Below are 12,361 nucleotides of genomic sequence, written 5' to 3' on the forward strand. Positions count from 1 at the left end.
TACTAGAGTTAACCATTAATTTTAAATTGGCTCTAAAGGGGGCGGGCCGGTCCCGCCCGATTACTTAAAATGTCGCAACAGCTGGATAATTCTTCTTTCCTCTTTGGATCCAACGCCGGATTTATGGAGAACCTTTACGCGCGCTATCTCGACGATCCCAATTCCGTTGATGACAGTTGGCGCCAGTATTTCCAATCCCTTGGTGATGATGTAGAAACCATTGTCGCCGAAGCCCGCGGGGCTCCCTGGACACCTTCCAATGGACTGGAGCCGGAAGATGAGTATGAAATTCTCGGGGATGCAGCCAACCGCGCAACGAAGAAGGCGGAAAAATCCGGTGCCTCGCAAATTGATGTAAGGACTGCCGCCATTGATACGATCCGCGCCCTGATGCTGATCCGGTCCTATCGCGTAAGAGGGCATTTGAGGGCCAACCTCGATCCGCTCGGCCTTGAAATACCGAAAGAGCATCCGGAGCTGAACCCGGCTACATATGGCTTCACGGAAAAAGACTGGGACCGTCAGATTTTTCTCGATAACGTCCTCGGTCTCGAAACAGGCAGCATTCGAGAAATCCTCGCCATCGTCAAGCGGACCTACTGCTCGACCATCGGTGTCGAGTTTATGCATATTCAGGAGCCCGACCAGAAAGCCTGGATTCAAGAACGGATCGAAGGTCGCCATAAAGAGGTTTCCTTCACCAAGGAAGGCAAGATTGCTATCCTCAGCAAATTGATCGAAACAGAAGGTTTCGAGCAATTTCTCAATGTCAAATACACCGGCACCAAGCGTTTCGGTCTTGACGGGGGTGAATCACTTATTCCTGCGATGGAAGGGATTATCAAACGCGGTGGTCAGCTGGGCGTTCAGGAAATTGTTCTCGGAATGCCTCATCGCGGACGCCTCAATGTTCTGACGAATGTCATGGCCAAGCCTTTTCGGGCAGTCTTCTCCGAATTTCAGGGAACGCCGGCCAACCCCGAGGATGTTGAGGGTTCCGGCGACGTTAAATACCATTTGGGCACGTCATCGGATCGGGAATTCGACGGCAATAAAGTACATTTGTCACTGACGGCTAACCCGTCCCATCTTGAGGCGGTGAACCCGGTAGTGCTGGGTAAGGCGCGGGCAAAACAGGCCCAGATCGGACCTGATGTCGGCGGCAAGGTGATGCCATTACTGATGCATGGTGATGCCGCTTTTGCGGGACAGGGGATCGTTGCGGAATGCTTTGGCCTGTCGGAACTCAAAGGATACCGGACGTCCGGCACGATCCATTTCGTCGTCAATAACCAGATCGGCTTCACCACGAGCCCGAAATACTCACGCTCCAGCCCGTATCCGTCAGACGTGGGCAAGATGGTCCAGGCGCCGATCTTCCATGTGAACGGTGATGATCCGGAAGCAGTCTGCCATGTTGCGAAAATCGCGACGGAGTTCCGGCAGTTGTTCCAGATCGATGTGGTTATCGACATGTTCTGCTACCGCCGACATGGTCATAACGAGGGTGATGAACCGGCCTTCACGCAGCCGTTAATGTACCGGACGATTGCCCAGCATCCGACAACTATGCAGATTTACGCCAAAAAGCTGATTGCGGAGGGCGTGCTCTCGGAAAAAGAAGTCGAGCGCATGATTGCAGACTTCAAGGACTATCTTGAAAAGCAGTTTGAGACGTCAAACAGCTTCAAGCCGAACAAAGCCGACTGGTTTGAAGGTCGCTGGCAGGGTTTTGAACGTGCCGATGAAGGCGCACGTCGCGGGACGACCAGCGTACCGATTGATGAATTAAAAGCGATTGGTGCGAAGCTCACGGATATTCCGGACAGCCATAACGTGCACCGGACGCTCCAGCGTGTTTTGAAAGCCAAGAAAAAGATGATCGATACCGGTAAGAATATCGATTGGGCAACAGCCGAGGCGCTGGCGTTTGGATCGCTTCTGAAAGAAAAAGTGCCGGTGCGCCTGTCCGGGCAGGATTGCGGGCGGGGCACTTTCTCCCAGCGTCACTCGGTCATTGTCGATCAGGTGACCGAAGACCGCTATATTCCGCTCGACAATCTGGGTGGAGAACAAGCCCATTTTGAGGTTATTGACAGCCTGCTCTCTGAAGCTGCGGTTCTCGGGTACGAATACGGATACTCACTGGCGGAACCGAATGCGCTGGTTCTGTGGGAAGCGCAGTTTGGCGACTTTGCCAATGGCGCTCAGGTGATCATTGATCAGTTTATTTCCAGCGGTGAATCCAAATGGCTCCGTATGAGTGGTCTGGTGATGTTGCTGCCGCATGGTTATGAGGGTCAAGGGCCGGAGCATTCTTCCGCCCGGCTTGAACGGTATCTGCAGCAATCCGCCGAAGATAACTGGCAGGTCGTGAACTGTACGACGCCGGCGAACTACTTCCATGTGCTGCGCCGTCAGATTCATCGCAAGTTCCGTAAACCGCTTGTTGTCATGACACCGAAATCCCTCCTGCGGCATAAATTGGCCGTATCCACATTGGAGGATATGGCGGATGGTTCAACCTTCCATCGCGTGCTGTATGACAACGAGAAGTTGTGCACCGACAAGGATGTGAAGCGCGTCGTTCTGTGCTCCGGCAAGGTTTACTATGACCTGCATGCGCGGCGGGAAGAACTGGGACTGAAAGATACATATTTCTTGCGGCTGGAACAGCTTTACCCGTTCCCTTACCAGGCCCTTGAAGAGGAGATGAAGAATTTCCGACATGTAGAGGAGGTTGTCTGGTGTCAGGAAGAGCCCCAGAACATGGGCGCCTGGACATTTGTCGAACCGCATCTGGAAAAAGTCTTTGAGAATTTGAAAATGAAGAAAGTCAAGCGCCCAAGATACGCAGGCCGTGCTGCGTCTGCATCAACGGCGACGGGACTTTTGAAAAAGCATGTTCTTCAACAAAACGCATTGGTAGATGACGCCCTCGGCGTGAAATCGGAATAGGAAATCAAGATGACGGTTGAAATTCGCGTGCCCACACTCGGTGAATCTGTAACTGAAGCAACGGTCGGACAGTGGTTTAAAAGTGTTGGCGATGCCGTTGAGAAGGACGAGCCGCTCCTGGAACTGGAAACTGATAAGGTCACGCTCGAGGTAAATGCGGCAGAAGCAGGCCGACTTGACGAGATTATCGTCGCCGAGGGCGAGGATGTAGAAGTCGGTGCGCTGCTCGGGCATTTGGCAGAAGGCGCCGGAGGGATCGCTTCCAAATCCACTAAGGAAGAATCCAAAGAAGAGCCCAAGGAAAAGCCGGAATCGGCCGCGCAAGCATCACCCGAACCGGAAGCTGAACCAGAAAAGCCATCCTCGGGCTCTGCCACGGTAGACGTGTTACCTGCGGCACAAAAACTCATTGATGAAAAAGGACTGGATGCCGATCAAATTACGGGCACGGGCAAGGACGGACGGATCACCAAAGGGGATGTTCTGGAAGCGCTGGAGAACGGTGGTAAGTCCGCGGCGGCTTCCACTCCGAAGGAGGCGCCGAAGCCCGCTACTGCAGAGGCCCCCGCCACTCCTTCCGGCCCGCGTGCCGAGGAAGACCGCGAAGAGCGCGTGAAGATGTCGCGGCTTCGCAAGAGTATTGCCGCAAGATTGAAAGATGCCCAGAACACGGCAGCGATGCTGACCACCTATAATGAGGTGGATATGACGGCTATGCTGGACCTCCGGTCGCAATATAAAGATCTGTTCCTGAAGAAGCACGGTGTCAAACTGGGCTTTATGTCCTTCTTTACCAAAGCCTGTATCGCGGCACTTCAGGAAACCCCGGCGGTGAATGCGGAAATCGACGGTGACGATCTGGTTTACAAGAACTACTACAATATGGGTATTGCGGTCGGGACGGACTCCGGCCTCGTCGTGCCGGTATTGCGCGACGCGGACAAGCTCGGGTTCGCGGATGTCGAAAAAGGCATTGCGGAACTCGGCAAGAAGGCCCGCGACGGGAAACTCAGCATGGCTGACATGCAGGGCGGAACATTCACGATTACAAATGGTGGTGTATACGGGTCACTTATGTCATCGCCTATCCTGAACCCGCCACAGGCAGGCGTGCTCGGTATGCACAAAATTCAGGAACGGCCCATGGTCGTCAAAGGTGAAGTCAAGATCCGTCCAATGATGTACCTGGCATTAACATATGATCACCGGATTATCGACGGCAAGGAAGCTGTCACCTTCCTGGTGCGTGTAAAAGACGCATTGGAAGATCCGCAACGGCTGCTGCTGGACCTTTGATCATACTAATTCGAAACGAGGCATAAGATGAGCGACGAAACTTTTGATCTTGTCGTGGTAGGCGGCGGTCCGGGCGGTTACACGGCGGCAATTCGCGCGGCTCAGCTCGGGATGAAAACGGTCTGTGTTGAAAAGCGCGGGAAGCTGGGCGGCGTATGCCTGAATGTCGGCTGTATTCCATCGAAGGCACTTCTGCAGTCGTCCGAGTTGTTTGAGGAGGCGCAGCATAGCTTTGAAGACCGCGGGATTTCGACAGGAACCCTAAAACTGGACCTGAAGAAAATGATGGGCCAGAAAGAAGCCACGGTCGATGGCCTGACGCAGGGGATCGAGTTTCTGTTCAAAAAGAACAAGGTGACCTACGTGAAGGGAACTGCCACGCTTGAGGGCGGTGGACGCATTGAGGTAAGCGGAGATGAAGCGCAGACTCTTAAAGCAAAAAATATTCTGATCGCTACCGGCTCTGATGTAATGCCGCTTCCGAATGTGGAGATTGATGAGAAGCAGATCGTGTCCTCAACGGGGGCATTGGAATTGCCGAAAGTGCCGAAAAAGCTTGTTGTGATCGGTGCAGGCGTTATCGGCCTGGAGCTTGGAACCGTCTGGCGCAGGCTTGGGGCCGACGTCACAGTGATTGAGTTTCTGGACCGTATCCTTCCGGGAACAGATAATGAAGTCGCCAAAAACACTCAGCGGATCATGAAGAAGCAGGGCATAAATTTCATGCTTGGCAAGAAGGTGACAGGCGCGAAAAAGACCAAGACCACTGTCACATTGACTATGGAACCCGCGAAAGGTGGAGATGAGGAAACCCTTAAAGCTGATGTGGTTCTGGTCGCGATCGGCCGCCGCCCCTATACGGAGGGGCTGGGACTTGATGATCTGGGTATCGAAACCGACAAGGCAGGCCGGATTGTCGTAGACAAGAATTTCAAATCCAGCGTTAACGGTATCTATGCCATTGGTGACGTTATTGAAGGGCCAATGCTCGCGCATAAGGCAGAAGACGAAGGCGTTGTGTGCGTCGAAAAGCTGGCCGGGCAAAAACCACACATCAATTACGATGCCATTCCGGGCGTCATCTATACCTGGCCGGAAGTTGCGACCGTTGGCAAAACCGAAGAGCAGCTTAAGGATGCGGGCACTGAATATAATGTTGGCAAAGTGCCTTTTATGGCCAACAGTCGCGCCCGTGCAAACGGGTTTACGGACGGTTTCGTCAAAATTCTTGCGGACAAGAAAACCGATAAAATTCTCGGCGTTCATATTATCGGACCGGATGCCGGCACAATCATTTCTGAATGTGTGTTGGCAATCGAGTTTGGCGCCTCTGCCGAAGATTTGGCCCGCACCTGTCATGCGCATCCGACCCTGAATGAAGCTGTCAAGGAAGCCGCCCTTGCGGTGGCGGGACGCACAATAAACAGTTGACGTTTTTCGTATAAGGCTAGCACAATGAAGGGGCGGAAATTTTCCGCCCCTCTTTTTTTATGTGGCCAGTTCCCCAAAGGAGACGTCATGAAGCTCTGTTACAGCGCCCTGTCCCCCTTCGTTCGCAAGGTCAGAATCACAGCGATTGAGAAACATCTTATGGACGAGATTGAGATAGTCGATTCGGACCATAGTGATATGTTCAAGGGTATCAATCCTGCCAATCCGCTCGGTAAAGTTCCAAGCCTGACGCTGGATACCGGTGATGTTCTTTTCGATTCCTTTGTCATCTGTGAGTATCTCGACAGCGTTGGTAGCGGCCCGTCTCTTTTCCCGACAGAAGGGTTGGAGCGTGCCAGAGTGCTCACGCTTCATGCCATGGCAAACGGAATGACGGATGCAGCCTATCAGCGGCGGGTTGACAGCATCATGCCCGAGGGTGAGGGCTCCCCTAGCTGGAATAACCGACTGAAGCTCGCAATGGAACGCTGTCTTGATGAGATGGAAAAGCAGGCGGACGGTTACGGTGATACAGTGAACATTGGAACAATCGCGGTTGGGTGCGCGCTCGGGTATCACGACTTCCGGTTTGGAGCTGAGCAATGGCGAAATAACCGCCCGAAACTGGCCGCATGGTATGAAAAATTCTCGGCAAGACCGTCCCTGGCACAGACAGCTCCCGCCTAACATATGTGGCGGGTACCGTCTTCCGGACCCCGGCTGACAGTGGCGCTCTGCATTGCGGAAATTGTGGCCATGTCAACCTTTGCGTCTTTTCCGGCCTTAACCCCCTTCTTCTTTGATCATTGGAACCTGTCCGGTGAAGATGCCGGCTGGGTCAATGCTGCCTTTTTCTTCGGCTTCACGCTCGTTGGACCGGTCGTCACCTCCATGACGGATCGCATCGATGCGCGCCGGATATTTCTGATCGGGTGTTTTATGGCGTTCGTAGGCGCTTATGGCTTCGCTTTTTACGCCGATGGTTTCCTTTCCGCCTTGCCATGGCGCTTTATTTCCGGGGCGGGCCTTGGCTGTACATATATGCCGGGCCTTAAATTGCTTACCGACCGGCTGCCGGATGGGGATCAGTCCCGAGCGATCGCGTTTTACACGGCGTGTTTTTCGACAGGCTCCGCGATATCCTTTCTTCTTGTCGGACAGGTTGATCTCTGGTTCGGGTGGGAAATGGCGCTGGTCTCAACAATCGCAGGGCCGCCCATCGCGATCATCATTATCCTGCTGTCGACCGTCCCGAGACAGATGACGGCACAGCGGCCATGGTCGCAGATATTCAACTATGCGCCGGTGGTTACCAACCGTTTCAGCATGGGTTATATCCTAGCCTATGTGTGCCATACTTGGGAACTGGTGGCGATGCGGTCCTTTATGCTCGCCTTTCTGGCCTATTCCCATGCCCTTACCGATGCACCGGCATGGATGGACGTTTCGGCTATTACTGCCGCGGCCGTATTCCTGGGGTTGCCCTCCAGCGTGCTGGGCAATGAGTTATCGCTCAGGATCGGTCGGCAACGATCGATCACCCTTGTCATGATTATTTGCCTTTTCTTTTCCTTTACGGTTGGATTTACCGCTCATATGCCGTTTGTTTTCGTAGTCGCAATGGCGGCGCTGTATGGCGTGATGATTACGGCGGACTCATCATCAATTACAGCCGGTGCTGTTGGAAGTGCGCCCGCGGATCTTCGCGGGGCGACGATGGCAGTACATAGTTTTCTCGGCTTTGGTGGCGGCATGATTGGTCCGGTTGTCGCCGGTATTGTCCTGGATCAGGCAGGAGGACCGGGGTCTACTCTAGGCTGGGGCCTGATGTTCATATCCATGGGAGCGATCACCCTGTTGGGACCATTTGCGTTGCGCCTGACGCGAAACCGATAGGGCGAATTCAACTTTTGGGGTGGGTCTGGTCATACATTGCCAGCAGCTTTTCCGTATCCAGATCCGTGTAGCGTTGTGTTGACGAGAGAGAAGCATGACCGAGCAGCTCCTGAATGGAGCGGAGGTCACTCCCACCCGCCAGCAAATGGCTTGCAAAGCTGTGCCGCAATGCATGAGGAGTAGCCGTTTCCGGAAGCCCGAGGTTTCGCCGAAGGGTTTGCATTTTAAGTTGAATGGCGCGAGCCGTCAGCCTCTTCCCTCTTTTTCCGACGAAAAGCGGATCGGTATCACTGAGAGAAAAGGGGCACTCCTTCATATAGAGGTGAATAGCTTCGCGGACGGCGGGCAGGACCGGAACCATACGCTCCTTGTTACCTTTGCCGATCAGCGTCATGCTGTCTGAAACAGGTCTGTCTCCGAAATTTAGCGAGAGCGCTTCCCCGATCCGAAGGCCGCAGCCATAAAGCAGGGTAAGGACAGCCAGATCACGATATCTGATCCAGTTTGCTTCCTGCGGATTTATTTTATCCTCAAGAAGTTTCTGTGTATCGACTTCGGGAAGGGGCCGGGGAAGGCGTGTGCCCGCCTTCGGGGTACGCAGGGTTTTAAGATAAGGGTTGTGCAGAAGGTCGTTGCGTTCCTGACGTTTGAAAAAGCTGCGGATCGAGGATAGCACCCGGCGGAGCGACGTTGCGCTTAATCCTTCCTGCCGTCGATGCGCGAGATAGGCTCTGAAATCTGCTGTCCGCAAATCAGCGAGGCTATCAACATCTGGTTCGCTGCCGATATGGCCGGCCAAAAAAGCCAGAAAATCCCGAAGGTCTCGCTCATATGCTTCGACAGTATGGCGGCTTGCCTTCTTCTCATGAACAAGCCAATCGATCCAGTCGTCAAGAATGCGGGCAAGTGGCGGTTGGCTAACCATAATTAGGCCGGCTTCTGCTCCAGCCACATTTGCAGGCATGCCTGCATGCAATTGGCAAGAAACCGGAGCAGATCTGTTGCCTGCTCTTCATGAAAATGCCCTTCCTGCCGACTGCCAAAGGCGACCATCGCCTGCGTGTGGAGCGACGGAACGTCGAGCCTGATCAGTGCATCTGAATGGACGAGATCTTTCGCGGGGCCAAAAACGGCCTTTGATTTGGGGGCCTGTGGCCGCAGTATTATATTCCGGCCATGCCAGGGCGCGCGATTGATACTGCCCGATTTCAGGCGTTGTAGACCGGTTATGTCCGGCAGTTTGACGGGCCCATCTTCAATACACAGCGTTATGACATCGATTTCCAGCAATTCGGGCAGATCCTGGGTCATGATATGGACGAAATGGGCAAGGCTTGTCGCATGCAGAATCGCCTGGATAGAGGCATGAACCATATCCTGGGTATGTATGTTGTTTCGGGCAGCCTCAACAAAGTCATCCTGCAGTACTGTCAGATGAGTCACTTCTTTTTGCAGACGGCTGACGAGAAAGGACTGCATATCGACGACGCCATCCCCTGATATCCGTTCAGGCGGCAGGACCATCGTCAGCAGGTCTGCATTGTTGTTCAGGAAATCAGGGTTCTTGATCAGCCAGTTCCTGACCTCCTCCTCACTCAAGGAAGGGTTGGCGTTGTCTGCAGTTTCTTTAACTGGTTTGCCTGATTTTTTTGCCACGAAATCTACTCACACATTAACTGTTATCCGAGAATGGTCTGACCGGACTTCTCCCAATCCGCAAGGAATGCAGCAAGTCCCTTATCCGTTAAAGGATGGGAAACGAGTTGCTTGAGGACTTGCGGTGGAATAGTACAGACATCCGCGCCCAGCAATGCCGCTTCGACAATATGTGTCGGATTGCGGATGGAGGCGACGAGGACTTCCGTCTTTAAATCTGCGTAGTTGTCATAAATCTGAACAATATCCCCTATCAAATCCATGCCTGTCTGACCGATATCGTCCAGCCGGCCGACGAAGGGCGAGACAAATGCCGCCCCGGCCTTGGCGGCAAGGATTGCCTGCGCCGCAGAAAAACAGAGAGTGACATTTACCTGAGTGCCTGCGCGGCTCAATTCAGCGCAGGTTTTCAATCCTGCCATGGTGAGCGGAACCTTCACGGCCACATTGTCGGCAAGACCGGCGAGCTTTTTTCCTTCTTCCAGCATGGTCTTGAAGTCCGTTGCTGCAACTTCGGCGCTGACCGGGCCATCGATAAGACTGCAAATCTCCTGTATAACAGTGAAGAAGTCCCGGCCGGTTTTGGCAACAAGTGACGGATTGGTTGTCACGCCGTCAAGGAGGCCCGTATCGGCAAGCTCGCGGATTTCTTCAGTATCCGCTGTATCAACAAAAAATTTCATGAGTAAACTTTAAATCCTAACGCTAACGACTGGTTCGAAATGTCAGAATAGTCTATCGCATAGATATGAGCAGTACAATTAAACATCGCCGTGTTCGTGTTCTTCTCCCTCTCTCAATCGGAGACGTCTATGATTATCGAACGCCTGCTTCCCTCAACGTTGAAACAGGGGACTTTGTGACAGTCCCGCTGGGCCATCGGGAAGTGACGGGGGTTGTCTGGGAAGAGGCGACAGATTCAGTCCTTACCGAAGATCGAATGAAAGACATTCAGGCGGTTCTGCCAGTCGAGAGACTGCCAGCAGAGAGCCGGGAATTCGTTGACTGGGTTGCCCAATATACTATGCAGCGCAGGGGCCGGATACTGAGGATGGCAATGAGTGTCCCGGAAGCCCTTTATCCCAAGGCGCCGCGAACCGGGTATCGGTTCACGGGTGAAATGCCGGACAAAATAACTGCCGCCCGCAAGCGCGTTCTGGATATAGCGATGGAAGGTGGAACGCAGACCGCGAGTGACTTTGCTGCGATCGCCGGGGTTAGTACATCAGTTGTCAAAGGACTTGCAGAAAAAGGCGTGCTGGAGGCAGTTGATCTGCCGTCAGAGGCTCCCATTCCTTCGGCAGATTGGCAACACGCAGTATTTGAGCTCTCTCCGGATCAGGCAGAGGCCGCGAACATCCTTATATCAGATGTAGAGCAAAATGCATTCGCAGTGTCATTACTTGATGGCGTTACCGGCTCCGGCAAGACGGAGGTCTATTTCGAGGCAATTGCCGCCAGTCTCAAAGCCGGTCGACAGGCGCTTGTATTACTTCCCGAGATCGCCCTGACGGCACAATGGCTCACGCGATTTGAAGACCGTTTTGGCACCCGGCCAGTGGAATGGCATTCGGACCTTAGTCAGTCGGAGCGTCGCCGAAACTGGCGCGCTGTCATAGAAGGCCGCGTGGATATCGTCGTCGGCGCCCGTTCTGCCCTTTTCCTGCCCTTCAAGAATCTCGGACTGATCGTTGTCGATGAAGAGCATGAAGCCTCATTTAAGCAGGATGAAGGGGTGCCTTATAACGCCCGTGACATGGCAGTCGTGCGCGGGAAGATTGGAGGCTTACCGGTTGTTCTCGCGTCGGCCACGCCGTCGCTGGAAAGCCTGATGAACGCTCAAATAGGAAAATACAAGCATATTAAACTTGCGTCACGCTATGGCGGCGCGGCCTTGCCGGATGTGAAGGTTGTCGATTTGAGACAACACCCCCCCGGCTCGCAACGCTGGATATCGGAGCCTCTCAGGCTTGCGGTGGAAGAGGCACTTGCTCAGGGGCAGCAGGTAATGCTTTTCCTCAATCGACGTGGTTATGCTCCCCTAACCCTTTGCGATACCTGTGGTCACCGGCTGCAATGTCCGAACTGTAGTGCATGGCTCGTAGAACACAGGCTTACGAACCGCCTGCAATGTCACCATTGCGGTTACACCACGAATTTACCGACAAGCTGCAGCGAATGCGGTGCTGAAGGAAGCTTTAAAGCCTGCGGGCCGGGCGTCGAGCGGTTATCGGAAGAAGCTGAAATCCTGTTCCCGGGCCGCAAGATTGCAATGATGGCGAGCGATACGGTTTCAAGTCCGCGCGCGGCGGCAGAGTTTGTTGGCGCAATGGAGCGGGGAGAAATCGAAATACTGATCGGCACCCAGATGGTCGCCAAGGGATATCATTTCCCGAATCTTATGCTGGTTGGAATAATTGATGCGGACCTCGGGCTTGCGGGTGGGGACCTTCGGGCCGCGGAAAGGACCTATCAGTTGCTCTCGCAGGTGACCGGTCGGGCCGGACGCGAATCTCTTTTGGGGAGGGTCTTGCTGCAATCCTATCTGCCGGAGCATCCGGTGATTGAGGCAATTGTTCACCAAAAAAGTTCCGATTTTTTCGCATTGGAAGCGGCCGGACGGGAGAATGCCGGAATGCCTCCCTATGGGAGACTGGCAGCGTTGATTCTCTCAGGCGTGCAAGCCGAATCAGTGGCCGGTTTTGCGAATGAACTGGCGCGGCGGGCGCCGATGGGTGAGAAAATAACGGTCCTGGGCCCGGCACCGGCGCCGCTTTCCATGATACGGGGCCGCCATCGGTATCGCTTTCTGGTGAAATGCACAAAAGATATCAATATCCAGTCTGTTATCGGAAAATGGCTGCAGGGACGCAAGGTGCCCAACAATATCAGGCTGCAGATAGATATCGATCCGTATAATTTTATGTAGAAATGTCTTTTTTGCGGTCTGAAAGACGCAAATAGGGAAATTTGGTGAATAAACTGGCGTGCAGCATATTGCCACCCGGAATTCACTGTGCTAATAACCCGGTGCCTCAACGATGGGGGCCCGAAAAGGTCGCCATGCAGAGGGGGAATTCATTTTAGTCTGACGCGTTTCGCGTCATTATTTTCAGGCCTGGGG

At 53.7% G+C, this 12,361-nt stretch carries 9 protein-coding genes; 6 read left to right on the forward strand and 3 right to left on the reverse strand.

The genetic code is table 11. The features are described from left to right. The first annotated feature begins 69 nt into the window (after positions 1-69). From AAC599_RS02900 to AAC599_RS02920, 5 genes are all read left to right on the forward strand, one after another. Entirely contained in the window at positions 70-2,958 is a 2,889-nt protein-coding gene (locus AAC599_RS02900; protein WP_340148897.1) for a 2-oxoglutarate dehydrogenase E1 component, read from the forward strand. A gap of 9 nt (positions 2,959-2,967) precedes the next feature. Continuing rightward, complete coding sequence (gene odhB / locus AAC599_RS02905; protein ID WP_340148898.1) at positions 2,968-4,254, forward strand: 2-oxoglutarate dehydrogenase complex dihydrolipoyllysine-residue succinyltransferase; 1,287 nt, start codon at positions 2,968-2,970, stop codon at positions 4,252-4,254. A gap of 27 nt (positions 4,255-4,281) precedes the next feature. After that, a complete protein-coding gene (gene lpdA / locus AAC599_RS02910; RefSeq protein WP_340148899.1) occupies positions 4,282-5,685 on the forward strand; it encodes a dihydrolipoyl dehydrogenase in 1,404 nt (467 codons plus the stop codon). Between the two features lie 87 nt (positions 5,686-5,772). After that, on the forward strand, positions 5,773-6,372 hold the full coding sequence (locus tag AAC599_RS02915) for a glutathione S-transferase N-terminal domain-containing protein (protein WP_340148900.1): 600 nt from the start codon (positions 5,773-5,775) through the stop codon (positions 6,370-6,372). 69 nt (positions 6,373-6,441) lie between these two features. Further along, positions 6,442-7,581 carry an MFS transporter gene (locus AAC599_RS02920; protein WP_340148901.1) on the forward strand — a complete coding sequence of 380 codons (1,140 nt, stop codon included), beginning with the start codon at positions 6,442-6,444 and terminating at the stop codon, positions 7,579-7,581. Positions 7,582-7,588: 7 nt separating this feature from the next. Here AAC599_RS02920 and AAC599_RS02925 read toward each other — a convergent pair whose 3' ends face one another. The 3 genes from AAC599_RS02925 to fsa are packed head-to-tail and all read right to left on the reverse strand — an operon-like array spanning position 7,589 to position 9,920. Continuing rightward, a complete protein-coding gene (locus tag AAC599_RS02925) occupies positions 7,589-8,506 on the reverse strand; it encodes a tyrosine recombinase XerC (protein WP_340148902.1) in 918 nt (305 codons plus the stop codon). 2 nt (positions 8,507-8,508) lie between these two features. Then, positions 8,509-9,237 carry a DUF484 family protein gene (locus AAC599_RS02930; RefSeq protein ID WP_340148903.1) on the reverse strand — a complete coding sequence of 243 codons (729 nt, stop codon included), beginning with the start codon at positions 9,235-9,237 and terminating at the stop codon, positions 8,509-8,511. 23 nt (positions 9,238-9,260) lie between these two features. Then, positions 9,261-9,920 (reverse strand): fructose-6-phosphate aldolase, encoded by a 660-nt coding sequence (gene fsa / locus AAC599_RS02935; RefSeq protein ID WP_340148904.1) that lies wholly within the window; start codon positions 9,918-9,920, stop codon positions 9,261-9,263. Positions 9,921-9,985: 65 nt separating this feature from the next. On the opposite strand from fsa, the gene AAC599_RS02940 reads away from it, so the two are divergent. Continuing rightward, positions 9,986-12,166, forward strand: coding sequence for a primosomal protein N' (locus AAC599_RS02940; protein WP_340148905.1), 2,181 nt, complete (start codon positions 9,986-9,988; stop codon positions 12,164-12,166). Positions 12,167-12,361 lie beyond the last annotated feature (195 nt).

Origin of the sequence: uncultured Sneathiella sp., assembly GCF_963976355.1 — a bacterium.
GTDB lineage: Bacteria > Pseudomonadota > Alphaproteobacteria > Sneathiellales > Sneathiellaceae > Sneathiella.

Coding starts and splice junctions, on each gene's coding strand:
- AAC599_RS02900 (WP_340148897.1), top strand. CDS start 70: ATGTCGCAACAGCTGGATAATTCTTCTTTCCTCTTTGGATCCAACGCC.
- odhB (WP_340148898.1), top strand. CDS start 2,968: ATGACGGTTGAAATTCGCGTGCCCACACTCGGTGAATCTGTAACTGAA.
- lpdA (WP_340148899.1), top strand. CDS start 4,282: ATGAGCGACGAAACTTTTGATCTTGTCGTGGTAGGCGGCGGTCCGGGC.
- AAC599_RS02915 (WP_340148900.1), top strand. CDS start 5,773: ATGAAGCTCTGTTACAGCGCCCTGTCCCCCTTCGTTCGCAAGGTCAGA.
- AAC599_RS02920 (WP_340148901.1), top strand. CDS start 6,442: ATGTCAACCTTTGCGTCTTTTCCGGCCTTAACCCCCTTCTTCTTTGAT.
- AAC599_RS02925 (WP_340148902.1), bottom strand. CDS start 8,506: ATGGTTAGCCAACCGCCACTTGCCCGCATTCTTGACGACTGGATCGAT.
- fsa (WP_340148904.1), bottom strand. CDS start 9,920: ATGAAATTTTTTGTTGATACAGCGGATACTGAAGAAATCCGCGAGCTT.
- AAC599_RS02940 (WP_340148905.1), top strand. CDS start 9,986: ATGAGCAGTACAATTAAACATCGCCGTGTTCGTGTTCTTCTCCCTCTC.